Here is a 24,937-nt window from a genome sequence, read left to right on the forward strand (position 1 = left end):
GTTGTTCAATCCGTTGCGAGCGCGGCGCGGCGACGCTGCAGCCAAAGCCGCTCGGCGGGACCCGGATCCAGGGCCAAGGCGCTGTCATAGGCCTCGCGCGCCGCGCCGGGCCGGCCCAGCCGGGCCAGCAGGTCGGCGCGGACGGCATGGAAGGGCGCAAACGCCGTCAGCCCGGCCGGATCCAGCCCCTCGACCTGGGCCAGGGCCGCCTCCGGACCGGCCACCTCGGCCAGGGCGACGGCGCGGTTCAGCCGCACCACCGCATCGTCGCGCCAGACCAGCAGGGCGTCATAGAGGCGCAGCACGGCGGCCCAGCGCGGCGGCTCGGCCAGGCTCCTGCGGCCGCACCAGACCGCATGGATCGCCGCCTGCAACTGGCGGGGCCCCGGGCGCTCCAGGTCGGCGGCGCGGCGCAGCAGGCGCTCGGCCTCGGCGATCAGGGGCCTGCGCCACAGGGCCGGGTCCTGCTCCGACAGGGGAACCATGGCGCCGGTCTCGTCCAGCCGGGCCGGACGCCGCGCCTCGGCGTAGCGCACCATGGCCGCCAGCCCCAGGCCTTCGGGCTCGTCCGGCAACAGCTCGACCAGCACCGCCGTCAGGTCCAGCATCTCGCGGGCATAGCCGGCGTGGGGCCCCGCCCCGGCCGCGTCGCCGTGGGCCCTGGCGTAGGCGACCTCAAGGGTCGAGAGCACGGCGGAAAGCCGCTCGGGCCAGGCTTCCGGACCGGGCGCCTCGAAGGCGACGCCGGCCTGGGCGATCTTCTTCTTGGCGCGGGTCAGGCGCTGGAACAGGGCCGGCTCCGACACCAGAAAGGCCCGGGCGATCTCCTGCACGCTCAAGCCGCAGACCAGCCGCAGGGTCAGGGCGGCGCGGGCCTCGGGCGGCACGACCGGATGGCAGCAGACAAAGATCAGCTTCAGCCGCTCGTCGGGGATCAGGGCGTCGTCGGACACCAGCCTGTCTTCGGCCGAGCGCTCCGGCGCGGGCGGGTCAGGCGCCAGTCTTTCGCGAACCGTTCGCCTACGGATCATGTCCAGGGCGTAGCGCCGAGCGGTGGCGTAGAGCCAGGCGGCCGGATCGCGCGGCTCGGCCTGGGCCCACGCCGGGACGGCCCGGGCGCAGGCCTCGGCAAAGGCCTCCTCGGCCAGGTCCAGATCGCGGAAACCGGCGGCCAGATAGGCGATGATCCGCCCGCCGCTCTCGCGCGCCACCCGGTCGAGGAGACCTGGATCGGGCATCAGCGCCTAGCAGTTCGGTCCGGTCGGCCGGACCTCGACCTTGCCGCCGGGCGACAGCGGGATCTTGCGCGCCCAGCCGACCGCCGCCTCGCGGTCGGCCACATCGACCATGTAGTAGCCGCCCAGCTGCTCATGGGTCTCGGCGAACGGGCCGTCATGGACCACGCCGTCCTTGCCCACCGTGGCGGCGCTGAAGGTCGGGGCCAGTTCCGAGCCGCTCCAGTCGATGCCCGAGGCGACAAGTTCCGCTGTGAAGGCGTGGTGTCCGGCGATGATATCCGCGAGCAGCTTTTCACCCGCCTCGCCGGCGTAGTTGGCCTCGTTCTCATAGATCAGCAGCATGTACTTCATGGCGGGTCTCCCAGCGGGCTAGCGCAACACGCGCCGCCTTCAGGGCCCAGACGCGCGAGGTCGGCGGGATTCGACAGGGGACCGGGAGAAATGTCGAGGGGCGCCGCAAGACGCGGGGATCGCGGCTAGGGGTTGGGGCCGCTCTCGGCCTGCGGATCGACGGCTTCCGGCTCGGCCGCCTCGACCTCGGTCTCCGACGGGCGAGCGGCGGGCAGGATGATCTCCGGCTCGAAGGCCTCGGCGGCGACGTCCGGCGCGACCGCTTCCGGTTCTGCCTCGACCACCGCCGGAGCCTCCCCCGCCGTCTTCGCCTCGGCCAGCAGCGCCTTGGCCGCCTTGACCACGGTCGCCACCGGCAGGTCGCTCATGTGGCGGATGGCTTGCGACAGGTCGGGATCCACGGCCAGGAACTGCTCGAACGCGCGAGGCCCCCGCACGGCGCGGGTCAGCGGCCCCCAGGGGGCGTAGCGGCGCTCGTCGGAGGGGCCAAACAGGCCAATGGTCGGCGTGCCGGCGGCGGCGGCGATGTGCATCAGGCCGCTATCATTGCCGATGAACAGGTCGGCGCGTTTCAGGCAGGCATAGGCGGTCAGCAGATCAACCTTGCCCGTCAGGTCCACGCAGCGGCCGCGCGCAGAGGCCATGCGCAGCTCCTCGACCATGCGGGTGTCTTCGGGGCCGCCCAGGATCAGCAGGCGGCCGCCGGCCATCGGGCCGTCGGGACCCAGCAGCTGGCCGGCCGTCTGGGCGAAGCGCTCGATCGGCCAGACCTTGCCCACCCAGTTGGCGGCGGGACCCATGGCCAGCAGGGGTCCGGCGACCTCGCCCGGCTTGGTCGCCAGCATCTGGTCGGCCAGGGCCTGGACCTCGGGGGTGATGTAGAGATGCGGAGCCGGCGGCGCGCCTTCCAGCTTCAGCACCCGGGCAGCGTCGATCACCTTGTGAACGACCTCGCCGGGGACCTTCTTCCAGATCGCCCGCTTGTCGCGGCGCAGGAACAGGGCCGTGCCCGAACCGCGCAGATCGACGATCAGGCTCCACTTCTTGTGGCGCACCTGGTTCCACAGCTTGAACCAGTGGCCCTTGCCCTTGCTCTTCTCCATGACGATCACCCGGTCCAGGCCGGGCACATGGGCGAACAGCGGCGCGGCCAGGGGGCCGGCGACGATGGTGAAGCGGGCATTGGGAATTTCGTCGGCCAGCATGCGGATCAGGCCGGACGACAGCACAGCGTCGCCGATCCGCGTGGCGGTGATGAAAAGAATCGGGAAGGCCCGCTGTGTCATCGGCGCATGTATAGGGCCAACGGCCCGATGGCGCATCCCGCTATAACGGCTCAGCTTTCCAAATGGGTCGCGCCGTCCGGCAAGGCCCGCCGAGGGGGGTGGCGCCCGCGACCCTGCGGCGCCACATCTGAGGCATGACCAGCCCCGCCCTCGCCCGCCTGACGTCCCGCGCCGTGATCGCCGTCAGCGGCCCCGACTGGCGATCCTTCCTGCAGGGCCTGATCACCCAGGATGTCGAGACCCTGGCGGTCGGCGAGCTGCGCCTGGGCGCCATCCTCACCCCGCAGGGCCGGCTGCTGTACGACCTGTTCATCGCCGGAACGGAAGGCGGCGCCCTTCTGGACGTGGCGACCCAGCATCGCCAGGCCATCATCCTGCGCCTGACGATGTATCGCCTGCGGGCCAAGGTCGAGATCGCCGCCAGCGACCTGACCGTCACCGCCCTGTGGCCGGCCGACGAGACCCTGAAGGCCGATGAAGGCGTCTATCGCGACCCGCGCGCGCCGCAGCTGGGCGCCCGCGCCTACGGCCTGGCCGCAGACCCGACGGCGGACGAGGACGCCTATGACGCTCACCGTCTGGCCCTGGGCGTCCCGGGTCCGGCCGACTGGCTCAGCGACAAGACCTATCCGATTGAGGCCAATTTCGACCTGCTGAACGGCATCGACTTCAAGAAGGGCTGTTTTGTCGGCCAGGAAACCACCAGCCGCATGAAGCGACGCGGCACGATCAAGACCCGCATGCTGCCGATCACCTTCGACGGTCCCCCGCCCGCCTTCGGCGCCGAGATCCTGGCGGGCGAACTCCGGGCCGGCGAGGTGCTGTCGGGTCGAGACGGCCGCGCCATGACGAGCCTGCGGCTGGACCGCATCGAAGCCGGCGGCCTCACCGTGGACGGGCGACCGGTCAGCGTCGACTGGCCCGGCTGGATGCCCGCCGCCTGAGCCTGTTCACGAAAAGTTCTGGAAATCGCCGCGCGGTTGCGCCAAGCTTGACCGCATGACCGAGCTGCAACGCTGCACCACCTGGAAGGGCATGGCGGGTGACCCCGTCTATGAGGCCTATCACGACGACGAATGGGGCGTGCCCGAGTACGACTCCCGCGCCCTTTGGGAAAAGCTCGTCCTCGACGGCTTCCAGGCCGGCCTGTCGTGGATCACCATCCTGCGCAAGCGCGACGCCTTCCGGGCCGCTTTCGCCGATTTCGACCCCGAGATCGTCGCCCGCTTTGGCGAGGCCGACCGGGCGCGGCTGATGGCCGACGCCGGCATCGTCCGCTCCAACGCCAAGATCGACGCGGCGATCAGCGGGGCGCGGATCTACCTGGACATGCGCGAGCGCGGCGAGGATCTCAGCCAATTGCTCTGGGGCATGGTCGGCGGCGCCCCGGTGCAAAGCGCCTGGACCAGCCAGACCGGCACGCCGGCCCGCACGCCGCTGGGCGATGAGGTGGCCAAGGCGCTGAAGGCCAGGGGCTTCAAGTTCTGCGGGCCGGTGATCGTCTATGCGTTCATGCAGGCGACGGGGCTAGTCAACGATCACCTGACGACCTGTTACCGGCATGACGCGTGTCGGGCGATGGCGCGGCAGGGCTAGCGTTGCCGATCACCTACCCCTTGGCGGCGCGGGCGATCACGCTCTCGAAACCGGCGGCGCAATAGGCAAACAGGCGGCGGCGCACCGCCTCCAGATCGGTGGAATGACACTCGCCGTCCGACAGCGAGTCGATCCGACCCGTCTCCGACAGGGCCAGCATCATCGAGCCGGTCAGGAACTGGTAGCACCAGTACAGATCGCCATAGTCGGCGTCCGGCCGCGCCGCCTTCAAGGTCTCGACCAGCCGATGGACCACCGGATCAAAGAACCGGGTCATGGTCTCGCCGCCCCAGACCGGGGTGTTGTTCACCTGGGCGACCAGCACGAAATAGTTCTTCCAGCCCCGCCCGCCGTCCTGGGAGATCCGCAGCAGCGGCTCGATGAAGGCCTCGATCACGCCCTCCACCGTCATGGCCCCGGCATGGGTCTTCACATAGAGGTCCATCGAGGCCAGGCGCGCCTGGTTGAGGATCTCGGCCCGGCGCAGGAACACCGCGTCGAACAGCTCGCGCTTGGCCCCGAAATAATAGTGGATCAGCGCCGTATCGACCCCGGCCTCGGCCGCCACCTGCCGGGTGGTCACGCCATAAAAGCCGTGACGCGCGAACAGGCCCTCGGCCGCGTCGAGGATGGTTTCCTTCAGGTCCAGGCCCTTGGCCTTGGACGGTCGACCCCGCCCGCCGGGACGGGCGCGGGGCTTGGCTGCGGTCATTCGACTCTCGTGCCTGCCTTGATTGCGCTGCCCCCGGATGGCGCATCCAGGGGAGCGTGGCAAGGCGGAAGGCCCTGCGCGGAGCACGGTCGAGCGCTGATAGGCGGTGACAGCGGACGTGCTGAACGGCGGTTATGGGTGGTTAGGAGACGTTCGCCGCGAGGCGTTCGGTGAGTCCGTCTTGAAGGCGATCCGCATCGAGCGTGACGCCTGACGAAGACTTCACAGGAAGCACAGGAGAAGGCGAGCCTGCGCAAAGGTGTAGTGAACCAGATATTCTCGCCTCTGATCGAAATGATCTTTGCATTCGATGGATATTAACCATACTAGGCTGTTAGATGCCAAGGATGATTGCCTTGTGTTCAATTGTTTACATTTCCCGAGGGGAACATGACATCAATCAAGGCTAAGCTGGCTGCGGTGGCCGCAACGATATTGGCGGTGAGTGCTGCATCGGCGGCAATGGCGGCGCCGGCCGCTGCCTCCTGGCTGGACAACACCGAAAAACTCCACGTCGAGAAGACCGGCGGCGGCAAGCTGGGGAAAGCCAACTACGCCCTGGGCGAATTTACGGGCACAGGAGGGCTGACAGTTGAGCGAACCTCGGGGTTTAGTGTCCTCAACGGCGCCTACAGCAGTGTCAAAAAGAAATATGATAACAAGTTCACCGTCATGCTGCCCGGGCAGACGGAGCGCGTCGATGTGACATGCACGGGTGGACAGGCGCGCGCAGGTCTGACGTGGATTGCGTTCAAGCGATCAAAACTCGGCTATCACTGCGACTATGTCGGCGGCGGCGTACCGGCGGGAACAGCTTTCGACCTGGCTCTGTCCGAACCCGGCCTCATGAAATCCCTGGAGCAGCCGCAGCGCGCCGGTGAGTTCACCTTTGGTGACATCGTCTTGAAGGCGGAAACGCGTCAGGTCGACACCAAGTTGATCGCGAGCCCGGGCGTCCTTGGCTATGTGTTCAGCCGAGGGGGCGTGGACGTGTGCGCGATCAGTCTTGTCGGCTGGAAAAAGACGATTTACCTGCCAAAGGCGGGTGACCCCAACCGGACGGCCTGCGCCCTGCTGGCCCTCTCGCTCAATTACTTCAATGACCCGGGCAATCTCTAGGCGATTTGAAGCCTTACCTTCCAGCATTGCGACCTTAGAAATGTAAGGGGGCGTCCGGTGTTTATCTGGACGTCAAACCTCAGATGACGTGGGTCTTCGGATCCCTCGCGATGAGGGTTTTTGGTGAGTATACATGATAAAGTTTGCTGGCCACGCGCCTCGTATTCCTGAAGCCAAGGTTTCGACAGTGTCGCGCCTTGGGCTAACCTTGGTCATCGCAGCGTGCGTAGCGTTGAGCGGTTGCAACCCAGCGGGTGCAAAGGCGCAAGCGCCAAGTCCCGGGAAAAATGCGAAGGGCGCGGCCCCTGTGGCGCAAACCCCAAATCCCGGAGAAATTGTGAGGGAGGGCGACTGGGACTCTGGCCCGAACAATGATGACCAAACAATGTCTTGGGATGACGGACTTGGCCAATACCTCCTGTTCGCTTGCTCTGATGGTGACTTCACTGTTGTCGGCCGTTCTTCAAATACGGTAACCGGTATGCCAAAAAAGGGTCGGCTTTATTTGGGTGACGGCAGCAATGAAATACAGGCTAAAGTCTATTCCGAGAAAGTCGATCTATTCAAAGGGGACAACAGCTTTTACTTATCTATTCCCTTCACCGCGGCGTTCCTCAAAGATCTGGAATCGTCCAAAAAGCTAACGGTCGAGGTCGGTGAATCGCTCATCACGCCCAATCTTCCCCCGGAAAATGTTCTCAAGAATTTCGTAGCGGGGTGCGGTAACTGGAGTCTGTCTGACAAAGTGGCGGCGCCAGAGAATCTGCCCTTTCCAAAGATTAAGACGCCTAACGGCCCCGAGGTCGCGATGTCTGCCGCCGCATCGGGCGCGCGAGTCTCCTCTAGGCGCTTTCGGGATACCTTGATCGGGGGTGGTTACGGTCCGGAGATGGTCGCGCTCCCCGCCGGCAAGTTCATCATGGGGTCGCCCACGACGGATCGGAATGCGGGACCTGATGAAATCCGGCATCCCGTTCGCATTGGATACCCGTTCGCCGTTGGCCAGTATCCGGTCACGGTGCATGACTATCTTGGCTGCGTTGCCGCCGGGGGTTGCAGGCTCCCGGAATGGAAGGAAGCCAAGCCTGAGGTTGGCCCCCTGCTCGATCCCAATGCCAAGGCTGACCCCTTGGCTCCGAACAATCCCTATGAGCGTCCGGGGCTATATTTTGACGCCGCCGCCAGCCCCGTGGTCGGCATAAGCTGGGAAGACGCCAAGGCCTATGCCGCCTGGCTGAGCCGCAAGACAGGGCAGAGCTATCGCCTGCTGACAGAGGCGGAATGGGAATATGCGGCGCGTGCCGGCTCCAAGACGATCTACCCGTGGGGCGATAAGATAGGCGTCAATAACGCCAACTGCGCCTATTGTGGCAGCGAATGGGATGACAAATCGATGTCGCCTGTCGGTAGTTTTGCGCCCAATGCCTTTGGTCTCTACGATATGATAGGCAATGTAGAAGAGTGGGTCGAAGACTGTTATGCGACGCGGTCACCCGCTCACCCCACCGACGGCTCAGCCTTTATCAACGGCGAGTGCCTCTTTCACGTCACCCGCGGCGGAGCTTATCACAGTGGGAATAGTGAAGCCCGCTCTGCAAGTCGTAGCATGGACGTTGGTGACAGAAGTGATAACCTTGGATTTCGGATAGCGCGAACTCTTCCACATTAGGGACCAAGTATTAAGGGTATGGGCGCGCAAGACTAGGTCAGATCAAGCGTGACCTTACGATCAGCGCCGCATTGGCCCGACAGGAACGGTTTAGGGTGTGAATTGCGGCTCTTAAGGATGGGCCTGAAGCGACCTTGAGGTTTTCCAGCGCGACGCGCTCGATCTCAAATCTATCTCCACCGTTGCCGACCTTCGTGAAATGCCGAATGGCCCCAATGGGTCGAAAGCACACCTTGCGTTTCCTCACACAAGCGGACGCCCCCACGTCCCGCTCACCCTTAAATCTCCTGGAGGCTGCAGCCGTGCGGGTCTGTCCAGGCGGGTCCGCCGACACTGGCCTGCGGCCAGCCACGACGCGGCGGCCCGAAGGGCCGGCCTTGAGTGACCTGGACAGACCGGCGATCGTCTCGCCGTGAGATTCAAGGATGGCTCCCTTCGGCGCGAAGGGGGGCGGGGCGCGCTCCCAAGTCCTCTCCCTGAAGGGGGAGGCGATCACGAAGTGATCGGAGGGGGTAGTGCTGCTGAGTCCTTGCGGTCTTCCCCCACCGGCCTCCGGCCGCCTCCCCCTTCAGGGGGAGGACTTACGGGGATACACCGCGCTCAATCCCCGTTCTTTCCAGAACAAACTCAAGCCAGATCAACCACTTGTGAAATAGTTGATCGCGCCCATCAGACGCGCCGAAACCGCCTGCATAATCAATCTCACCTGACAGCACAGGAAGGGCGCACGTACGGCGACCGTTGCGGCTGTCAGGGGTGGTCGAGCGGGAAGCACTCGCCGCCAGTGTCAGCGGGTGTTGGCTGGCCAACGGTCTTAAGGGGTGACCCTCGTCGCCAAGGTGGCCTGGCCCACCCTGACCGTTCGCCGCCGACATCGACCCGAGGATGCGAGCGGCGATGTCGCAACAGGCATGGGCTGAAATCGCCCATGCGGTCTGGACGGGGTCGCTATCCCCTCCACCCGTCGGGGGCCTAACGTCGGAAGCGGGTTAAAACCCCGCGCCCCGAGGGCTCACCGGATAACGACTGCGCGGAGCGTCTGTCTTCGTCGAAACGGTAATCACTATCCCAATCCTCCGGGCGAGGCCCGGACGCTCCGCAGCCCTTCCCATCCCTTCAGCGGCAAGCCGCGTGAAGCCGGAAAGCCGCGCCCTCAGCCCAGGAACACGCGCCACATCAGCCGGCCCGGCATGAAGGTGAACAGGCCGGCGATCAGCAGGCCGCCGACGAACATCCCGGTCATGTTGCGCGCATGCTGGCGAACCTTGCCGCGCTTGATGGCGAAGATGGCCATGGGCAGGGCGATCAGGGTCCAGCCGCTGATCAGGTGGATGAAGCTGAAATGGCCCGGGCGGATGGTCTGGATGAACAGCGAGCTGATCGCCGTCAGGGTCATGGCGGCCACCCAGGTCCAGCCCAGCCCCTTGTGCAGGCCCGTGCCCTTGACCCCGGTCAGCAGCACCGCGCCGATCAGGAAGGCGGTCACGGCGCCGGCGATGTGCAGCTGGATGACCAGCGGCGCGGCGGCCAGCAGCGACAGGTCCGGCGCATGGGGCTGAAAGCCGGCGCGCTCCAGAACGCGAAGCGGCGCAGCCAGTACGGCGGGATTGGCCGCCAGGATGGCCAGGGTGACCAGACCCAGGGCCAGAACGCCCAAACGGCCGCCCAGGGTGGCCCGGCGCATTGACATGTTTTGATCGGCCATCTTCATCTCCATCGCGACGCCCTCCATCGACGGGGGCCGTCGACACCTCATCCCTGGAGCTCTCCGACCCGTGCCTCAATCGTCGTTGCGTCAGTCGCCGCCCTTGCTTCGTGAACGGCTGGCCGACGCCGTTCACGCTTCGCGACTGGCGCTGACCAGCCCGGACGCCCGGCGCGGTTTCCTGGTCTCGGCCTTCGCCGGCCTGTTCCTGGCCCTGATCGGGGCGTTCGGATCCGACCAGGCGCCGCTGCCCTTGAGGCTGGTCTACTGGGTCGGCCTGTGCCTGGCTGGGGCGGTGGTCGGCACGGGCGTCAGCCAGCTGATCGGCCGCGACGGCCGGGCCGACGCCCGGCCCTGGCTGTATGGCAGTCTGGTCGCCATCGGCATCACCCTGCCGTTCACCGTCGTCGTCTGGCTGGTGACCGAGCTGATGTTCCACGGCCCGCCACGCCTGCAGGCCCTGCCCGTCTATCTGGCCCCAGTGTTCATCGTGACGGCGGGCATGACCGGGCTGAACTTCCTGGTCCAACGCAGGCCGCCCGAGACCCACGCCGCCGCCCTCGGCGCGCCGGCCCCGCGCTTCCTGGAGCGCCTGCCGCCCCGACTGCGCGGCGCGCAGGTCCGCGCCGTCGAGGCGCAGGATCACTATCTGCGCCTGCACACCTCAAAGGGTGACGACCTGATCCTGATGCGCCTGTCCGACGCCATCGCCGAGCTGGAAGGCATCGAAGGCGCCCAGACCCACCGCTCCTGGTGGGTGGCGAGGGATGCGGTGGAAGACGCCCGGCGCGGCGACGGCCGGGCGACCCTGACCCTGCAGGGCGGGGTCGAGGCGCCGGTCAGCCGGGCCTATGCCAAGGCGTTGCGGGAGGCGGGGTGGTTCTAGGGCAGGATGATTTCGGACATAACCAACGTCTCAAACTCCGCTCTCCCCGGCGAAAGCCGGGGCCCAGATCGAACCCTGGGCCGAGAGCGTTCTGGCAGGGTCGGAAGGCGCGTCATCCCCAAACGCTCTGGCTGAATCTGGGCCCCGGCTTTCGCCGGGGAGAGCGGATTCGAAGGATGATTCAGCTGGAAACGATTCTCTCTCTACCTCCGCCGCGCCCGCCACTCATCCCGGGTCTGGCCCCAGATGTCGATGACATGGTCGGCGAACGGCGCGGGCAGCTGGCCCCGTCCCTTGTTGTACGAGCCCAGCCGCTCGGCGACCTTCTGGGAGGGCGTGTTCTCCGGGTCGATACAATGAATGACCTCATCCCAGCCCAGCTGGTCGAACGCCCAGTCGATGGTCGCGGTCGCGGCCTCGACGGCATAGCCCTGGCCCCAGGCGGCGCGGGTCAGGCCCCAGCCGACCTCGGTTCCGGGCCAGTCCTCGGGCTGCCAAGGGCCGATCCGGCCCAGCCACTGGCCGCTCGACTTCTCGATCACCGAAAACATGCCAAAGCCCTTCAGGCTCCAGGACCCGGCCATCGAGGCCATGCCGCGCCAGGCGCTGGAACGGGGCTGCAGGCCACCGATGAACCGCGCCGCCTCGGCGTCGCCCATCATCCCGGCCCAGCCCTCCAGATCCCCCTCGGCGGTGGGACGCAGGATGAGCCGCTGGGTTTCAAGCGTGGGACCCGGTGCGACGCGCATGATGTGTCCTTCCCTGACGTCTCGTCTTCAGACGACGCAGGCCGCCAGGCCCTCGCGTCTTACGGTTCCAGACGCCGCGGTGATCTTGCGCGAGCGTTTGGCGACATATTTGCCCGGCTTGACCACCTTCCACTTCAGCGGGCTGGGCAGGATGGCGGCGAGGCGCGCGGCCTGGGCGGAGGACAGCTTGTCGGCCCCGATCCCGAAATAGCGCCGCGAGGCGGCCTCGGCCCCATAGATGCCAGGGCCGTATTCGATGGAGTTCAGATAGACCTCCATGATCCGCTTCTTGCCCCAGAAGGTCTCGATCAGCACCGTGAACCAGGCCTCCAGCCCCTTGCGGACATAGGAGCGCCCCGGCCACAGGAAGACGTTCTTGGCGGTCTGCTGGCTGATGGTGGAGCCGCCGCGGATCTTCCGGCCCTTCTCGTTATTGGCGTAGGCCTTCTGCAGGGCCTCGAAGTCGAAGCCATGATGGTCGCAGAACTTGGCGTCCTCGGCGGCGATCAGGGCGCGGGGCAGGGCCGGCGAGACCTTGTCGATCGACCGCCAGCGATGGTCCAGGCCCTTGCCCTCGACGGCGCGGATGACCATCAGCGGCGTTACCGGCGGCGGCACAAAGCGGAACACGATCACCGCCAGCACCGGCCCGGCCACCAGCACGATGAACAGCGCCAGAAAGATATTCCGCACCAGCTTCACGGATCGCCCCCGAATATCACCAAACCGACTTGTCTTGACGCTGCGGCCGGATGCTAGCGACTGACAACGTCCCTGTCGCGGGGGCATGATCGACCTGCCCAGGGAGCTTTGGCATGGATGTCCTAGACGCCGTCAACCGCCGCATGTCGGTGCGCGCCTTCAAATCGGATCCGGTGGACGCCGCCGTGCTGCGCGAGCTCCTGGAAGCCGCCGCCCGCGCGCCGTCCGGCGGCAACCTCCAGCCCTGGCGGGTTCAGGCCATCACCGGCGCCCCGCGCGCCGCCCTGCTGGAAACCATGCAGCAGCGCGTGGCCTCGCCCGACACCCCCGAATACGACGTCTATCCCGCCAACCTGTGGGAGCCCCTGCGCAGCCGGCGCTTCCAGGTGGGCGAGGACCTCTATGGCGCGCTGAACATCCCGCGCGAAGACAAGCTTGCTCGTCTCCAGTGGTTCGCCAGCAACGGCCAGGGCTTTGGCGCCCCGGTGCTGCTGTTCTTCTCGGTCGACCGCCGCTGCGGCCCGCCGCAGTGGAGCGACCTGGGCATGTTCATGCAGACCCTGATGCTGCTGGCCGTCGAGCGGGGTCTAGACACCTGCGCCCAGGAGTTCTGGTCGCACTATCACCAGGTGGTCGACCAACATGTCGGCCTGCCCGAGGGCCACATGCTGTTTTCCGGCATGGCCCTGGGCTATCGCGACGAAACCGCGCCGGTGAACAACTGGCGCTCGCGCCGCGACCCGTTCGAGGCGTGGGGCGAGCTGAAGGGGTTCTGAGCGTCCCCTAGCCCGCGAACTGGCGCGGACCGGTGATGTCCGGGATCGTGATCACGCCCGCCTCGCCGTCCTCGTCGCCCCAGGCAAGGCGTTGACCATCTGGAGATACCGAGAGGGCGCTGATCGCGGCGCCCTTCTCGGCCTTCAGGGTCTCGATCCGGCCGTTGCGCATGTGCGCCGCCCAGATCTTGCCGTTGTCCTGGCCGGCGAACGCGACCGGCAGGGCTTCGAGACCCGCCACCCGGACCACCATCGAATCACGCGAGAAGCCGATCTCGGCGGCTTCCTTGCCCATCGGGCCGCTGGCCCCGGCGAACGGCCAGACCACCGCGCCATTGGCGCCGGCCGTGACCAGGAGGGCGCCCTTGTCGAAGAAGGCCACGCTCTTGATCTTGGCCGGATAGCCGCCCATCCGCATGTCCTTGCCGTCAGACAGACGCCAGCCGTGCAGCTGGTTCTCCTGCATCGACGAGACCAGGAACTTGCCGTCCGGACTGAAGGCGACGGCGATGTGGCTGCCGGCCCATTTCAGGACCTGCGGCTTCTGCTCGGCGATCTTCGCCCACCACAGCTGGGCGCCGCCATAGGCCGCCGTGGCCAGGCGCCGGCCCTTGGGATCGAAGGCCACACCCGAGACCGTCTTTTCGTGGGCGAAGACCCGGGAAAAGGCGGGATCGGCGATGTCCAGCACATGGGCCTCGCGACCGGCGGTGAAGGCGATCAGCCCCGAGGCGGGACTGGCGGCCAGATGCTCGATCCAATTGCCTTTCACCTCGGCCAGGACGGTGGCGACCACCTCGCCCCCCTCGATTCGGCTCCAGACCACACGGCCGTCGTCGCCGCCGGTGACCAGGCCCTGACCTGAGGGGTGCACGACGGCGCTCAGAACCGCGCCACCCATGGGCCCGCCATGGGCTTCCACCGTGACATAGCCGTCATCGGTCTCCAGCCGAACCGTGCCGTCGCCCAGGGCGAAGCCGGCGCGACCGTCGCGGTCGAAAAGGGCAGCGGTGACAAAGGCGTCGAAGGAAGAAATCATGCCCGCGCCATACCCCGACAGGGCCCTGGCGCCTAGCCGGATGGCGCCCGACGTCGCCCGGCGCCCCGACGGGGGCGAACGCTGTTCGGCCAGAAAGACTCAAAAAGGAGTTGCCATAGCGCCGCCACGTCGGGCTTTACTTCCTCGTCCGTCTGAGCCAGACGTGGCGACCTAACAATTGCGGGACCGCGAGTGACGCGGCCCTTGGGAGACAGTCAGGCTATGGCGGCTAAACTCTCTGGTGGTGGCGGTGGTCGCTACTCCCTGAATCAGAACTCCGAAATCAACGTCACGCCTTTCGTGGATATCCTCCTCGTTCTGCTGATTATCTTCATGGTCGCGGTGCCGATGGCCACCGTCGCGATCAAGGTCGACCTCCCCCCGGCGACGATCCCGCCGCCCAACGCCCCGAAGCCGAAAGAGCCGGTGTTCATCTCGATCCAGAAGTCGGGCGCGCTGTTCATCGCGGACAAGCAAACCAGCCTCGACAATCTCGAGTTCGATCTGGACGCCAAGTTCACCGCGACTGATCAGGCTGGCCCGAAGGACGACCAGCGCGTCATGATCCGCGCTGACGCCGACGTGCTGTACGCCGATTTCATGGGTGTGCTGAACCAGCTGCAGACCGCCGGCTGGTACAAGGTCGGTCTGATCAACGAAGACATCCACTAAGGATCTTCGGCGACAGCCTGAAATTCGAAGAGCCCCGGAAGCACCGCTTCCGGGGTTTTTTCTTTGCACTCTTCCCTTCAGCAGAAAACGCGCGCCGGGCGAGCCGGCGGTCGCGTGCGGCACGACGTTTGAAACCGTCCCTCCCAAGAGGCCTGGGGCGTCCCGTTTCCGGACAGGAGCGGCCCCCCGGCGGAGACCAGGGAGAGCCGAATGCTCAGCGAGTGGAACCAGGCGAAATCCGCCCCCCAAGGCGTTTCGATCGAAGGCGTGCGGATCAACCTGCCGACCCTGGCCACCGCCGCCGATGAAGCCGTCCGTCGCGCCGAGCGCGGCGAAGGCTTTACGCTCTTCACCGTCAATCTCGACCACCTGGTCAAGCTGGCCTCCAATGACGCCTTCCGGGCCGTCTATCGCCGCGCCACCTATGTTACCGCCGACGGCTGGCCTGTCGTGTGGCTGGCCGGCCGCAAGAACGCCAAGCTGGAGCGCGCCACGGGCGCCGATCTGGTCGAGCCCCTGTGCCGCGCCGCCGCTGAGCGCAATCTGGGCGTCTATTTTGTCGGTCCTGGCCCCAAGGCCCAGGTCGGCGCGCTCGAAAAGCTCACCCAGCGCTTCCAGGGTCTGAAGATCGCCGGCGCTGAAGCTCCGATGTTGCCTGCGGGCAATGGCCCGGCCATGCTGGCCGCCATGGATCTCGACGCGATGGCCCAGCGCATCAACGCTTCCGACGCCCGCATCTGCTTTGTCTCGCTGGGCGCGCCCAAGCAGGAGATCCTGGCGGACGCCCTGGCCGCCCGCTGCCCGGGCGTGGGCTTCATCTGCGTCGGCGCCGCCCTGGACTTCATCTCCGGCCAGGCGCGCCGCGCCCCGCAGTGGATGCAGCGCGGCAAGCTGGAATGGTTCTGGCGCCTGGCCAACGACCCGCGCCGCCTGGCCGTGCGCTATGCGGAATGCGCCATGCTGTTCGCTGTCCTCGCCCTGGGCGTCGCGGCGGCCCAGGTCAACTCGCCCGTCACCGCCGCCGAACCGCGCGGCGTCCTGCGATGATCCCGGCGGCCGGACGACTGTCACGACGGTCGCTGCTGGCCTCGACCCTGGCGCTGGCCGCCTGCGGCAAGGGCGCTTCGGCCGATCCCGCCTCGCCGGTCCGCAACGGACCTGTGCCATTGTTGCGCGACCTGGCGCCGTTCCGGATCGGGACGGAGATCGTCTCGGACGAGTTTGGCCGCCCCGGTTTCGACGCTGCGGCCAGCAGCCAGTTCTCGCAGATCACCGCCGGCTTCGAAATGAAGATGGAGTACATCCTGCAACAGGATGGCTCCCTGCGCTTCGAGGGCGGTGATCGCATCGCCGACTTCTGCAAGGCCAACAACCAGGCCCTGCATGGCCACACCCTGATCTGGTACATCGACAAGCCGATCGCCTTCCAGAAACTGGTCGGCGACAAGCGGGCCTTCGACAGGGCCTATGCCAGCTACATCCAGGCGGTCGCGGGTCGCTACAAGGGCCTGGCGCGCAGCTGGGACGTGGTCAACGAGCCGGTCGCTGACGACGGCGTTTCCCTGCGCGAATCGTTCTGGACCGAGAATCTGGGGCAGGAAGGCCACTTCATCCGGGCCCACGAAGAGGCCCACGCCGCCGATCCCGACGCCCTGCTGTTCGTCAACGAGTACCATCTGGAGAGCAAGCCGCATAAGCGGCGGACCTTCCTGAAGCTGATCGAGGACATGCTGAAGCGCGGCGTGAAGATCGACGGCATCGGCAACCAGACCCACATCGACGTCGACCTGCCGCCGGGCAAGATCACCGAGGCCATGCGCGATCTGGCCAGCCTGGGCCTGCCGATCCACCTGTCGGAGATCGATGTCTCGTTCCAGACCGAAGGCGTCAGCCTGAAATCGAAGGCCGAGAAGCAGGCCAGCCAGCTGCGCCTGTATCGCGAGGCGATGGAGTCTTTCGTCGCCCTGCCCGAAAAGCAGCAGTTCGCCTTCACCATCTGGGGCGTCCGCGACGCCGACTCGTGGCTGCGCAACGCCAGCTGGGTCAAGGACAAGACCGACCAGCCGCTGTTGTTCGACGACATGGGCCAGCCGAAGGAAACCTTCTGGACCCTGGTCGACGTCCTCCAGGGCCGTTGATCCCGTTTTTTTAAGACTAGGGCCTTAGCTTCGACCGCACGTTGCGCGGAGGGGTCGCCCATGAGCGGTCATCACAAGGACTATGTCGCCGGCCTGGACGGGCTGAGGGCGGCCTCGGTCAGCATGGTGATCCTGGGCCATGTGGGCCTGGGCGATCTGATCCCCGGCGGGATGGGCGTGACCATCTTCTTCTTCATCAGCGGCTTTCTGATCACCCGCCTGCTGTGGGCCGAGCGCGACGCCAACGGCGGCGTCGACCTGCTGCGCTTCTACGGCCGCCGGACCCTGCGCCTGCTGCCCGAGATGCTGGTGCTTCTGCTGGTGCTGACCTTCATCGTCGGCCCACTGCTGAACCAGCCGATGCAGCCCCTGCAGGCCCTGGCCGGCCTGACCTACTGGACCAACTATTACATCATCAGCGGGATGGGCGACTGCGCCAACTGCGCCGTGACCGGCCATCTGTGGTCGCTGGCGGTCGAGGAGCACTTCTATCTCGTCATGCCGCTGGCCCTGCTGCTGTGCGGCTTTGTTCCACGGCGCATGGCGGTGCTGTTTCTGGTGGCGATCATCGGGGCGGCCGTCTGGCGAACCTACGCCCTGACCGTGCTGCATGTTCCCGAGGTCTATACCTACAAGTCCACCGAGAGCCGGATCGACTCGATTGCCTGGGGCTGCCTGGCCGCAGTCATCGACCGCGCCTGGCCCGCGGCCATGAACTTCGTGAAGCGGCGCGCCTGGCTGGTCTTCGGGACCGGTTGCGCGCTGATGCTGGCGTCCCTGGCCTATCGCGACCCGGTCTTCCGCGAGACCCTGCGCTATTCAGTCCAGGGCCTGGCCCTGGTCGGCATCGTCCTGCCGCTGGTTGTCGCCCCGCAACTGGGCGGTCTGGTCAAGCTTCTGGAGATCGCGCCGCTGCGCTGGATGGGTCGGCGGTCCTATGCCGCCTATCTCTGGCACATGCTGGCCTTGACCCTGGGCGGCATGATCGTGGGCTTCACGGGAATCATCGAGAACGCCCCCCGGATCACCCAGCTGCAGGCCCTGCCCTTCGTGGTCACCCTGTCGTGGATCTTCGCCGAGCTCAGCTACCGCTTCGTCTTCACACCCGCCCAGAAGCTCAAGCCCTGGGTCACGCCGAAACGCGCGCCCGAGTCGAACGCCGCGCGGATCCCCCCGGACCGCGCGGCCGAGGCGGTCAGCTAGCTTCCCGAGCCTGACGGTCCGTCGGGGGCCCGAAAGCCGAGGCCAGCACGAAGGCCACCGCACACAGCGGTAGCATCAGCAGCCACACCAGCACGCTGGCGGCCAGGCCCAGACCCGTGGCCATACGACCGGTTGCGTCGAGAATCTTCGTCATCTTCCCCGCTCCTCGAGGCCGGCGTTCCAATTTGGTTCGGAACGCCGGTGTTCTGGAGTGAGGATGGCAAGGCTCGGGCCAGTTAGGCCGCGCAGGCCTCGAAGCCGGCCTTCAGCTCGGCCTCGTCCAGATCGCGGCCGATGAAGACCATGCGGCTGTAGCGCTTGTCCTTGTCGGTCCAGGGGCGTTGGAAGTCGCCTTCCAGGATCATGTGCACGGCCTGGAAGACCAGGCGGCGCTCCTCGCCCTGGACGTCGATGATGCCCTTGGCGCGCAGGATGTCGGGGCCGCGACGGGCCAGCAGGTCGTTGAGCCAGACGGTGATCTTCTGGCCGTCCACGGGCTTGTCCAGGGTCAGGGAGATCCCCTTGACGCCGTCATCGTGGATGGCGCTGGCCTGGTCATGGCCATGATGATGGTCGTGACCGTGGTGATCATGCCCGCAATGCTCGTCGTGCACGTGCCCATGGTCATGCCCATGGTCATGGCTGCAGTGCTCATCATGGACATGGCCAGCTTCGCCGTGGGCCGGATTGAGGAACTGGGGCTCCAGATCGGTGATCCGCTCCAGGTCGAAGCTGTGCTTGCCCAGGATGGCGTCCAGCGGGACGTTCGAGCGCTGGGCGCGGTGGATCGGAGCCAGCGGATTGATGCGGCGGATCCTGGCCTCGACATGGCGCAGGTCGTCTTCCGAGACTAGGTCGGTCTTGTTCAGCACGATCTGGTCGGCGAAGGCGATCTGCTCGACGGCTTCGCGGCTGTCGCCCAGCCGCAGCATGATGTGCTTGGCGTCGACAACGGCGGTGACCGAATCCAGCTGGGTGCGGGCCTTGACGTCCTCGTCGACGAAGAAGGTCTGGGCCACAGGGCCAGGATCGGCCAGGCCGGTGGTCTCGACGATGATGGCGTCGAAGCCGCCTTTCCGCTTCATCAGGCCTGAGAGAACCCGGATCAGGTCGCCGCGCACCGTGCAGCAGACACAGCCGTTGTTCATCTCGAAGATTTCTTCATCCGCTCCGACCACCAGATCGTTGTCGATGCCGACCTCGCCAAACTCGTTGACGATCACGGCATAGCGCTTCCCATGCGCCTCGGTGAGGATGCGGTTGAGCAGGGTGGTCTTGCCGGCGCCGAGATAGCCGGTCAGCACGGTGACGGGGATCTTGCCGGTAGGAGCGGGAGTCTGGGTCATGGCCGCTATTTAGGGGGTCACGCGCCCCGGCGGAAGTCTGCTGTCAGGTCTTGAAGAAGGCCACAGCCAGACCGACCAGAATCAGGGCCGCGCCGAGGATGGTTTCCTCGTAGCGTTCGACCCATTGCAGCCCCAGCCGCTTGAAGCCGGCCAGGCTGAGGCTGGTAAAGATCAGCATGCCCGAGGCCGTGGCCACCATCAGCACGAGGCTGAGCAGCAGAAAGGCCTGCCAACCATGCTCCATGCCGGCCAGATAGTAGGGCAGGAAGGCCTCGCAGGGCGAAAGGGTCAGCAGGGTGACCAAAGCGGCGATAGCCGCCCTGTCGGAGCCGTAGGTGCGCCTGCTGGCCTCGGGCAGGGCATGGTTGTGACGCCCGCGCACCACATAGAAGATACCGACCGCCACCATCAGCCCGCCGACGATCCAGTGAAAGACGTGGCCAAGGCTGGGCTGCAGGGCCAGGCCCGCGACCACCAGGGCCAGGCCCAGCAGGATGGTCAGGCCTACGTGGCCAAGGCCGGCCAGCAGAGTCACACCCAGCGTACGACCCGTGGACCACTTCTGAGCACGGCCAACCAGCACGAACGGCAGCCAATGGGTTGGCAGGGCCGCATGCAGAAAAGCCACGACGAAACCGGTGGCGGCGATAGAGGCGAAGAAGGTCGAATTCACGCTGACGGCTATATACTGTTACATTGTAACGTTCCAGCCCGAATCCGTCCTGTGGACCGTCAGTGTTTCATGGTCGGGAATCTGTCGCAGACCGTTGACTCATGATCGGCCGGCTGTATAAGTCCGCCCCCTCGCCCGCCGGGTTTCCTTGCGGGCGTTCCCTATTTTGCGAACGCACGTTTCTTAAGGCGCTAACCTATGTACGCGGTGATCAAAACCGGCGGCAAGCAGTACCGGGTCCAAGCCGGCGATCTGCTGGTTGTCGAAAAGCTCGACGGTGAACCGGGCTCGGAAGTCGCTTTCGGCGAAGTCCTGATGCTTGGCGAAGGCGAGGCCGTGACGGTCGGCGCCCCTACGGTGGACGGCGCTGTCGTCTCCGGAACCCTGATCGAAACCCGCAAGGGTGAGAAGGTGAAGATCTTTAAGAAGATCCGCCGTCAGGGCTATCGCCGCACACGCGGCCACCGCCAGACCGAAACGGTCGTGCGTGTGACCTCGGTGTCGGGTGCTGGTTCGGAAACCAAGTGGGACGGCGTCATCGACCTGACCCCCAAGGTTATCCTGAACGCCCGCGCTCGTGGCCTCGGCGACGCCGCTGTCCCCTTCACGATCCCGGTCGCCAAGTCGGCCGCTCCGGTCGCTGAAGCCGCCCCGAAAAAGAAGGCCGCGCCGAAGAAGGCCGCAGCCGCCCCGGAAGACGGCGAAGCCTAAGCGGCTGCGCCTCTAGAGATTAGGAGAGCAAGATGGCTCACAAGAAATCAGGCGGCTCGTCCAGCAACGGTCGCGACTCCGACGGCCGTCGCCTTGGCGTGAAGAAGTTCGGCGGCGAGAAGGTTCTCGCTGGCAACATCATCATCCGTCAGCGCGGCACGAAGTTCTGGCCCGGCGCCGGTGTCGGCATCGGCAAGGACCACACCCTCTTCGCACTCGTCGAAGGCGCGGTGAAGTTCGTGACCAAGAAGCATGACCGCACCTACGTGACGGTAGCGCCCAAGGCGCAACCCGCCGAGTAGTACGCACTCGACTTTTTCGGGTCGTGCTTCTCAGCCGAGAAGACGACCCGGACAGACGAACCTAAGCGGGGAGTCCGGGAAACGCCGGGCTCCCCGCTTTTGTTTTGCCTGCGACGCCATGAAGCACCGAATCGCCATGGCGGCGTCACGGTCCCCGAGCAAAGAGGGGCCGAGAAACCGGGAGGCGTCGGATGTGCGTCATCGACATTAGTCCCCAGATCGAAACGCGGCGGATCACGCTGCGTGCGCCGGCGATGTCCGACGTCCAGCGCCTGGCGGCCCTGGGCGGCGACCGCGAGATTTCTCGCATGACCACGCGCATGCCCTGGCCCTATGGCCGTGCGGACGCCGTGGATTTCGTCGGTCGCTGCCAGGCGCAGGATCGCCGCCGCGACAACACCTTCGCCATCGAGCTGGAAGACGAGGGCGTCATTGGCGTCCTGGGCCTGTTCACGCCGCCGAACGGCCAACTGGAGATCGGCTACTGGATCGGAAAACCCTTTTGGGGTCGGGGTCTGGCCACCGAGGCCTGTCAGGGCGCGTTGCACTGGGCCAAACAGGACTGGCGCAGGAGGCTGGTGGTCGCCGGCCACTTCGCCGACAATCCGGCCTCTGGCCAGGTGCTGATCAAGGCCGGCTTTCTCTATACGGGCGTCGTCGAGATGAAGCCGTCGGTCGCGCGCGGCGAACCGGCGGCGACGCGGATGATGGTGTGGCTGGCCTAGAGAGCGGTTAAGCCGCGCGGTGGGTCGCGATAACCTTCTGCGCGCCTTCGCGGAACCGCTTTTCGGCCGTGACGATGCGCTCGCACAGGGCGTCCAGGTCCGAGAGCAGCGAATAGGTGGCGTAGATGGGGATTTCCATCAGCGCCACCTGCGCCCGGGGCATGAACTCGCAGTACTTCTTCCATGCGGCGTGGCCGTCGCGCGCGCTCATCGCCCTTTGGCCCAGCGGGTTCCAGAGATCCAGCTCCATCAGCTCGTCCCGGCACTGCTTCATCACCGGCAGGGCGATATACAGGAACAGGAAGGTCGGGGTCGCGGCGCGGCTGAACTGCGGCTGGACCTGCATGTGCCAGATCCGGAAGGCTTCGAAGAAGCCCGCCTTGCGCTTGGGGTCCGGCGGCAGCCAGGTGGCGTCCTGATTGATCAGTTCGCCGGCTGACGAGGCGCGCTTGATCAGTTCGTCGGCCGAGCGGCCGTCGGCCATGGTCTTGGACAGGGCCGTAATCGGAATGTTCAGCTTCTTGGCGACGTCGCCATAGCTCACCTGTTGGCCCTGCATGGGCGTCCACTGGCCAAACGAGGCGGCCTTGGGATCCTTAGCGCGCTTCATCGCAGCGGCATGATGCATCAGGAGCTGCTCTTCGCGCTGCTTTTCAGCGCGCTCCCGGTCGAACTCGGCCTCATGGACCGCCTGCTCCTCGGCGGTCATCCAGCGCGCGCGGCCGGGGCCGTAGGTGCGCTCATGCCGGTTGATCAGGACCAGACCATGATCAGGGCTGGGCCGCTCGCCGATATCGGTGAGAAAGGCGCGGAAGTCGCGCCAGGTGCCGGTCACGCCGGTGCCGCGGCTCATCAGAATGTTGCGATGGATCGAGGCCTCACCAGCGTACTTCTTGCAAAGCGTCTGGAGCGTCAGGTCCCGCAGGTCCTTCGCAAGTTCCTCTCCAAAGCCCTGTGTCGTCGTCAACGCCAGCCTCCCAGTCCACCGCGCCAAAAACGGTGGTTTCGCTGCATGAGGCTTTGTCGCACAACGTGTTTTAACATTTCGTCACAGGACCGAACAGTGTTCTGATCGCGCGGCCCGGAGCCTGCGACGCCATTTCGGCTCGACGCGGCAGGCGCCTTGCGACAAAAGACGCAGATGAAATTTCTGGACCAGTGCAAGATCTTTATCCGCTCCGGCAACGGCGGCGGTGGCGCGGTCTCGTTCCGACGCGAGAAGTACATTGAATACGGCGGCCCCGACGGTGGGGACGGCGGCCGGGGCGGTGACATCTGGATTGAGGCCGTGGACGGCCTTAACACCCTGATCGACTACCGCTACCAGCAGCACTTCAAGGCTGAGACCGGGATCCACGGCATGGGCCGCGGGCGCCATGGCGCGGCGGGCGGCGACATCACCCTGAAGGTCCCCGTCGGCACGCAGGTGCTGGAAGAGGACAAGGAAACCCTGATCGCCGACCTCGACACGGCCGGCATGATGGTGCGCCTGTGCCAGGGCGGCAACGGCGGATGGGGCAACCTGCACTTCAAGGGCCCGGTCAATCAGGCCCCGAAATACGCCAATCCCGGCCAGGAAGGCGAGGAGCGCTGGGTCTGGCTGCGCCTCAAGCTGATCGCCGACGTCGGTCTGGTGGGCCTGCCCAACGCCGGCAAGTCGACCTTCCTGGCTGCCGCTACGGCCGCCAAGCCGAAAATCGCCGACTATCCCTTCACCACCCTGACGCCGAACCTGGGCGTGGTCGACCTGTCGACCAGCGAACGGTTCGTGCTGGCCGACATTCCCGGCCTGATCGAGGGCGCGTCGGAAGGCGCGGGCCTGGGCACCCGCTTCCTGGGCCACGTCGAGCGTTCAGCGGTGCTGATCCATCTGGTCGACGCCACCCAGGACGACGTCGCCGGCGCCTGGACCACCATCCGGGGTGAGCTTGAAGCCTATGGCGACGAGCTGGGCGACAAGTCCGAGATCCTGGCCCTGAACAAGGTTGACGCCCTCGACGACGACACGATCGCCGAGAAACTCGCCGAGCTGGAGGCCGTGGCCGGCGTCACGCCGCGCCTCGTCTCCGGCGTCTCCGGCAAGGGCGTCAAGGAAATGCTCCGCGCCGCCTATCGCGAGGTCCGCGTCCGTCGCGGCGACGAGGTCGAGGAAATCGACGAGGAAGAAGACCACATCCCGGAGACCCCCGGGGGCTGGAAGCCGTGAGCCAGGCTGCCGCCGGGCCACTGGCGTCGGCAAAGCGCATCGTCTTCAAGGTCGGCTCGGCCCTGCTGGTCGACGCCGACACCGGCGCGGCCAACCATGCCTGGCTGAAGGCCTTCTGCGACGACGCCGCGCGCCTGCGCGCCCGGGGTCAGCAGGTGGTCGTGGTCTCATCCGGCGCCGTGGCTCTGGGCCGCCGTCGCCTGGGCCTGACCGGTCGCAAGTCGCTCACCCTGCCTGAAAAGCAGGCCGCCGCGGCGGCCGGCCAGTCGCTGCTGATGCGGGCCTGGGAAGAAGCCTTCGAGCCGCACGAGATCGGCGTCGCCCAGATCCTGATGACCCGCGACGACACCGAGACCCGCCGCCGTTGGCTGAACGCCCGCGCCACGGTTGAGACCCTGCTGGGTCTGGGCGTCGTGCCGGTGGTCAACGAGAACGACACCGTCGTCACCGAGGAAATCCGCTACGGCGACAACGACCGCCTGGCCGCCCGCGTCGCCCAGCTGGCCGGAGCGGACCTGCTGGTTCTGCTGTCCGATATCGACGGGCTCTACACCGCCGATCCCCGCCGCGATCCCGGCGCGACCCATCTGGCGACGATTTCCGAGATCACACCGCAGATCGAGGCCATGGCCGGGGGCGCCAACGCCGCCTCGGGCGTCGGCACCGGCGGCATGGCCACCAAGATCGCCGCCGCCCGCATCGCCCGCGCCGCCGGCTGCGCCACCCTGATCACCCTGGGCTCGCGCCCTCACCCGCTGAAGGCCATCGAAGAGGGCGGCAAGGCCACCCTGATCGAGGCCGGCGCCAGCCCCGCCGCCGCCTACAAGGCCTGGATCGCCGGCAGCCTCGCCCCGCAGGGCTGGGTTTCGGTCGACGCGGGCGCGGCCGCCGCCCTGGCCAAGGGCAAGAGCCTTCTGGCGGCCGGCGTCCGCGCCGTCGAAGGGCCCTTCGACAAGGGCGACGCCGTTCGGGTGCGCGACGAGACCGGCCGCGAGGTGGCCCGGGGCCTGATCCGCTATGACAGCGCCGACGCCCACCGCATCGCCGGCCTGCGCTCGGACGCCATCGAGGCCGAACTGGGCTTCACCGAAGGCCCGATGATCCATGCCGATGATCTGGCGGTCGCGGACTAG

At 66.5% G+C, this 24,937-nt stretch carries 27 protein-coding genes; 15 read left to right on the forward strand and 12 right to left on the reverse strand.

The window, feature by feature from the left end:
• Nucleotides 1–5 precede the first annotated feature (5 nt).
• The 3 genes from ACN2C7_RS18660 to ACN2C7_RS18670 form a co-directional block, all read right to left on the reverse strand.
• Nucleotides 6–1,238 carry an RNA polymerase sigma factor gene (locus ACN2C7_RS18660; protein WP_419318970.1) on the reverse strand — a complete coding sequence of 411 codons (1,233 nt, stop codon included), beginning with the start codon at nucleotides 1,236–1,238 and terminating at the stop codon, nucleotides 6–8.
• Between the two features lie 6 nt (nucleotides 1,239–1,244).
• Nucleotides 1,245–1,589: a YciI family protein gene (locus ACN2C7_RS18665; RefSeq protein ID WP_419318971.1), complete on the reverse strand. Its 345-nt coding sequence runs from the start codon at nucleotides 1,587–1,589 to the stop codon at nucleotides 1,245–1,247.
• A gap of 125 nt (nucleotides 1,590–1,714) precedes the next feature.
• On the reverse strand, nucleotides 1,715–2,875 hold the full coding sequence (locus ACN2C7_RS18670) for a glycosyltransferase family 9 protein (protein WP_419318972.1): 1,161 nt from the start codon (nucleotides 2,873–2,875) through the stop codon (nucleotides 1,715–1,717).
• A 134-nt stretch (nucleotides 2,876–3,009) separates the two neighbouring features.
• On the opposite strand from ACN2C7_RS18670, the gene ACN2C7_RS18675 reads away from it, so the two are divergent.
• Together ACN2C7_RS18675 and ACN2C7_RS18680 are read left to right on the forward strand one after the other, a co-directional pair.
• The gene (locus ACN2C7_RS18675; protein ID WP_419318973.1) at nucleotides 3,010–3,819 is read left to right on the forward strand and encodes a YgfZ/GcvT domain-containing protein; all 810 of its coding nucleotides are present in this window, start codon (nucleotides 3,010–3,012) and stop codon (nucleotides 3,817–3,819) included.
• 55 nt (nucleotides 3,820–3,874) lie between these two features.
• The gene (locus tag ACN2C7_RS18680; RefSeq protein ID WP_419318974.1) at nucleotides 3,875–4,471 is read left to right on the forward strand and encodes a DNA-3-methyladenine glycosylase I; all 597 of its coding nucleotides are present in this window, start codon (nucleotides 3,875–3,877) and stop codon (nucleotides 4,469–4,471) included.
• A gap of 13 nt (nucleotides 4,472–4,484) precedes the next feature.
• Here the strand turns inward: ACN2C7_RS18680 and ACN2C7_RS18685 are convergent, their stop codons facing one another.
• A complete protein-coding gene (locus tag ACN2C7_RS18685) occupies nucleotides 4,485–5,183 on the reverse strand; it encodes a TetR/AcrR family transcriptional regulator (protein ID WP_419318975.1) in 699 nt (232 codons plus the stop codon).
• Nucleotides 5,184–5,549: 366 nt separating this feature from the next.
• On the opposite strand from ACN2C7_RS18685, the gene ACN2C7_RS18690 reads away from it, so the two are divergent.
• Nucleotides 5,550–6,302, forward strand: a complete 753-nt coding sequence (locus ACN2C7_RS18690) for a hypothetical protein (protein WP_419318976.1) — start codon at nucleotides 5,550–5,552, stop codon at nucleotides 6,300–6,302.
• Nucleotides 6,303–6,435: 133 nt separating this feature from the next.
• On the forward strand, nucleotides 6,436–7,971 hold the full coding sequence (locus tag ACN2C7_RS18695) for a formylglycine-generating enzyme family protein (protein ID WP_419318977.1): 1,536 nt from the start codon (nucleotides 6,436–6,438) through the stop codon (nucleotides 7,969–7,971).
• A gap of 1,153 nt (nucleotides 7,972–9,124) precedes the next feature.
• Here the strand turns inward: ACN2C7_RS18695 and ACN2C7_RS18700 are convergent.
• Nucleotides 9,125–9,676, reverse strand: a complete 552-nt coding sequence (locus tag ACN2C7_RS18700; RefSeq protein ID WP_419318978.1) for a DUF2306 domain-containing protein — start codon at nucleotides 9,674–9,676, stop codon at nucleotides 9,125–9,127.
• A gap of 70 nt (nucleotides 9,677–9,746) precedes the next feature.
• Between ACN2C7_RS18700 and ACN2C7_RS18705 the strand changes: the two genes are divergently transcribed.
• Complete coding sequence (locus tag ACN2C7_RS18705; RefSeq protein WP_419318979.1) at nucleotides 9,747–10,562, forward strand: LytTR family DNA-binding domain-containing protein; 816 nt, start codon at nucleotides 9,747–9,749, stop codon at nucleotides 10,560–10,562.
• 203 nt (nucleotides 10,563–10,765) lie between these two features.
• Here ACN2C7_RS18705 and ACN2C7_RS18710 read toward each other — a convergent pair whose 3' ends face one another.
• Nucleotides 10,766–11,311: a GNAT family N-acetyltransferase gene (locus ACN2C7_RS18710; RefSeq protein ID WP_419318980.1), complete on the reverse strand. Its 546-nt coding sequence runs from the start codon at nucleotides 11,309–11,311 to the stop codon at nucleotides 10,766–10,768.
• Nucleotides 11,312–11,338: 27 nt separating this feature from the next.
• Complete coding sequence (gene mtgA, locus ACN2C7_RS18715) at nucleotides 11,339–12,028, reverse strand: monofunctional biosynthetic peptidoglycan transglycosylase (protein ID WP_419321502.1); 690 nt, start codon at nucleotides 12,026–12,028, stop codon at nucleotides 11,339–11,341.
• A 98-nt stretch (nucleotides 12,029–12,126) separates the two neighbouring features.
• On the opposite strand from mtgA, the gene ACN2C7_RS18720 reads away from it, so the two are divergent.
• Nucleotides 12,127–12,789: a nitroreductase gene (locus ACN2C7_RS18720; RefSeq protein ID WP_419318981.1), complete on the forward strand. Its 663-nt coding sequence runs from the start codon at nucleotides 12,127–12,129 to the stop codon at nucleotides 12,787–12,789.
• Between the two features lie 7 nt (nucleotides 12,790–12,796).
• Here ACN2C7_RS18720 and ACN2C7_RS18725 read toward each other — a convergent pair whose 3' ends face one another.
• Nucleotides 12,797–13,828 carry a WD40 repeat domain-containing protein gene (locus ACN2C7_RS18725; RefSeq protein WP_419318982.1) on the reverse strand — a complete coding sequence of 344 codons (1,032 nt, stop codon included), beginning with the start codon at nucleotides 13,826–13,828 and terminating at the stop codon, nucleotides 12,797–12,799.
• Between the two features lie 222 nt (nucleotides 13,829–14,050).
• Here ACN2C7_RS18725 and ACN2C7_RS18730 point away from each other — a divergent pair, with 222 nt between their 5' ends.
• From ACN2C7_RS18730 to ACN2C7_RS18745, 4 genes are all read left to right on the forward strand, one after another.
• Nucleotides 14,051–14,500, forward strand: coding sequence for a biopolymer transporter ExbD (locus ACN2C7_RS18730; protein WP_419318983.1), 450 nt, complete (start codon nucleotides 14,051–14,053; stop codon nucleotides 14,498–14,500).
• A 210-nt stretch (nucleotides 14,501–14,710) separates the two neighbouring features.
• Entirely contained in the window at nucleotides 14,711–15,547 is an 837-nt protein-coding gene (locus ACN2C7_RS18735) for a WecB/TagA/CpsF family glycosyltransferase (protein ID WP_419318984.1), read from the forward strand.
• Nucleotides 15,544–16,638, forward strand: coding sequence for an endo-1,4-beta-xylanase (locus ACN2C7_RS18740; RefSeq protein ID WP_419318985.1), 1,095 nt, complete (start codon nucleotides 15,544–15,546; stop codon nucleotides 16,636–16,638). Before ACN2C7_RS18735 ends, ACN2C7_RS18740 begins: the two co-directional genes overlap by 4 nt.
• A 60-nt stretch (nucleotides 16,639–16,698) precedes the next feature.
• Nucleotides 16,699–17,841: an acyltransferase family protein gene (locus ACN2C7_RS18745; protein WP_419318986.1), complete on the forward strand. Its 1,143-nt coding sequence runs from the start codon at nucleotides 16,699–16,701 to the stop codon at nucleotides 17,839–17,841.
• Here the strand turns inward: ACN2C7_RS18745 and ACN2C7_RS18750 are convergent.
• From ACN2C7_RS18750 to ACN2C7_RS18760, 3 genes are all read right to left on the reverse strand, one after another.
• Nucleotides 17,834–17,995, reverse strand: a complete 162-nt coding sequence (locus tag ACN2C7_RS18750) for a hypothetical protein (RefSeq protein WP_419318987.1) — start codon at nucleotides 17,993–17,995, stop codon at nucleotides 17,834–17,836. The two genes, ACN2C7_RS18745 and ACN2C7_RS18750, sit on opposite strands and share 8 nt — an antisense overlap.
• An 82-nt stretch (nucleotides 17,996–18,077) precedes the next feature.
• Entirely contained in the window at nucleotides 18,078–19,187 is a 1,110-nt protein-coding gene (locus tag ACN2C7_RS18755) for a CobW family GTP-binding protein (RefSeq protein WP_419318988.1), read from the reverse strand.
• Between the two features lie 43 nt (nucleotides 19,188–19,230).
• A complete protein-coding gene (locus ACN2C7_RS18760) occupies nucleotides 19,231–19,860 on the reverse strand; it encodes a hypothetical protein (RefSeq protein WP_419318989.1) in 630 nt (209 codons plus the stop codon).
• A gap of 198 nt (nucleotides 19,861–20,058) precedes the next feature.
• Here ACN2C7_RS18760 and rplU point away from each other — a divergent pair, with 198 nt between their 5' ends.
• The 3 genes from rplU (at nucleotide 20,059) to ACN2C7_RS18775 (ending at nucleotide 21,598) form a co-directional block, all read left to right on the forward strand.
• Nucleotides 20,059–20,571 (forward strand): 50S ribosomal protein L21, encoded by a 513-nt coding sequence (gene rplU / locus ACN2C7_RS18765; RefSeq protein ID WP_419254000.1) that lies wholly within the window; start codon nucleotides 20,059–20,061, stop codon nucleotides 20,569–20,571.
• A 32-nt stretch (nucleotides 20,572–20,603) separates the two neighbouring features.
• Complete coding sequence (gene rpmA / locus ACN2C7_RS18770; protein WP_419253999.1) at nucleotides 20,604–20,873, forward strand: 50S ribosomal protein L27; 270 nt, start codon at nucleotides 20,604–20,606, stop codon at nucleotides 20,871–20,873.
• 191 nt (nucleotides 20,874–21,064) lie between these two features.
• Nucleotides 21,065–21,598, forward strand: coding sequence for a GNAT family N-acetyltransferase (locus tag ACN2C7_RS18775; protein WP_419318990.1), 534 nt, complete (start codon nucleotides 21,065–21,067; stop codon nucleotides 21,596–21,598).
• Between the two features lie 7 nt (nucleotides 21,599–21,605).
• Here the strand turns inward: ACN2C7_RS18775 and ACN2C7_RS18780 are convergent, their stop codons facing one another.
• Nucleotides 21,606–22,565: a hypothetical protein gene (locus ACN2C7_RS18780; protein ID WP_419318991.1), complete on the reverse strand. Its 960-nt coding sequence runs from the start codon at nucleotides 22,563–22,565 to the stop codon at nucleotides 21,606–21,608.
• 174 nt (nucleotides 22,566–22,739) lie between these two features.
• On the opposite strand from ACN2C7_RS18780, the gene obgE reads away from it, so the two are divergent.
• Nucleotides 22,740–23,804: a GTPase ObgE gene (gene obgE / locus ACN2C7_RS18785; protein ID WP_419318992.1), complete on the forward strand. Its 1,065-nt coding sequence runs from the start codon at nucleotides 22,740–22,742 to the stop codon at nucleotides 23,802–23,804.
• Nucleotides 23,801–24,937, forward strand: coding sequence for a glutamate 5-kinase (gene proB, locus ACN2C7_RS18790; RefSeq protein WP_419318993.1), 1,137 nt, complete (start codon nucleotides 23,801–23,803; stop codon nucleotides 24,935–24,937). The genes obgE and proB overlap by 4 nt, the downstream gene beginning before the upstream one ends.

It is taken from the genome of Caulobacter sp. ErkDOM-E (assembly GCF_048541895.1).
GTDB lineage: Bacteria > Pseudomonadota > Alphaproteobacteria > Caulobacterales > Caulobacteraceae > Caulobacter.

Bases quoted from the DNA above. Each gene is read 5' to 3' on its own strand.
- obgE (WP_419318992.1), top strand. From the start codon at position 22,740: ATGAAATTTCTGGACCAGTGCAAGATCTTTATCCGCTCCGGCAACGGC.
- rpmA (WP_419253999.1), top strand. From the start codon at position 20,604: ATGGCTCACAAGAAATCAGGCGGCTCGTCCAGCAACGGTCGCGACTCC.
- ACN2C7_RS18660 (WP_419318970.1), bottom strand. From the start codon at position 1,238: ATGCCCGATCCAGGTCTCCTCGACCGGGTGGCGCGCGAGAGCGGCGGG.
- ACN2C7_RS18695 (WP_419318977.1), top strand. From the start codon at position 6,436: ATGATAAAGTTTGCTGGCCACGCGCCTCGTATTCCTGAAGCCAAGGTT.
- ACN2C7_RS18730 (WP_419318983.1), top strand. From the start codon at position 14,051: ATGGCGGCTAAACTCTCTGGTGGTGGCGGTGGTCGCTACTCCCTGAAT.
- ACN2C7_RS18740 (WP_419318985.1), top strand. From the start codon at position 15,544: ATGATCCCGGCGGCCGGACGACTGTCACGACGGTCGCTGCTGGCCTCG.
- ACN2C7_RS18750 (WP_419318987.1), bottom strand. From the start codon at position 17,995: ATGACGAAGATTCTCGACGCAACCGGTCGTATGGCCACGGGTCTGGGC.
- ACN2C7_RS18720 (WP_419318981.1), top strand. From the start codon at position 12,127: ATGGATGTCCTAGACGCCGTCAACCGCCGCATGTCGGTGCGCGCCTTC.
- ACN2C7_RS18680 (WP_419318974.1), top strand. From the start codon at position 3,875: ATGACCGAGCTGCAACGCTGCACCACCTGGAAGGGCATGGCGGGTGAC.
- ACN2C7_RS18685 (WP_419318975.1), bottom strand. From the start codon at position 5,183: ATGACCGCAGCCAAGCCCCGCGCCCGTCCCGGCGGGCGGGGTCGACCG.
- ACN2C7_RS18710 (WP_419318980.1), bottom strand. From the start codon at position 11,311: ATGCGCGTCGCACCGGGTCCCACGCTTGAAACCCAGCGGCTCATCCTG.
- ACN2C7_RS18745 (WP_419318986.1), top strand. From the start codon at position 16,699: ATGAGCGGTCATCACAAGGACTATGTCGCCGGCCTGGACGGGCTGAGG.
- ACN2C7_RS18670 (WP_419318972.1), bottom strand. From the start codon at position 2,875: ATGACACAGCGGGCCTTCCCGATTCTTTTCATCACCGCCACGCGGATC.
- ACN2C7_RS18735 (WP_419318984.1), top strand. From the start codon at position 14,711: ATGCTCAGCGAGTGGAACCAGGCGAAATCCGCCCCCCAAGGCGTTTCG.
- ACN2C7_RS18665 (WP_419318971.1), bottom strand. From the start codon at position 1,589: ATGAAGTACATGCTGCTGATCTATGAGAACGAGGCCAACTACGCCGGC.
- ACN2C7_RS18675 (WP_419318973.1), top strand. From the start codon at position 3,010: ATGACCAGCCCCGCCCTCGCCCGCCTGACGTCCCGCGCCGTGATCGCC.
- ACN2C7_RS18755 (WP_419318988.1), bottom strand. From the start codon at position 19,187: ATGACCCAGACTCCCGCTCCTACCGGCAAGATCCCCGTCACCGTGCTG.
- ACN2C7_RS18725 (WP_419318982.1), bottom strand. From the start codon at position 13,828: ATGATTTCTTCCTTCGACGCCTTTGTCACCGCTGCCCTTTTCGACCGC.
- ACN2C7_RS18700 (WP_419318978.1), bottom strand. From the start codon at position 9,676: ATGGCCGATCAAAACATGTCAATGCGCCGGGCCACCCTGGGCGGCCGT.
- ACN2C7_RS18775 (WP_419318990.1), top strand. From the start codon at position 21,065: ATGTGCGTCATCGACATTAGTCCCCAGATCGAAACGCGGCGGATCACG.
- rplU (WP_419254000.1), top strand. From the start codon at position 20,059: ATGTACGCGGTGATCAAAACCGGCGGCAAGCAGTACCGGGTCCAAGCC.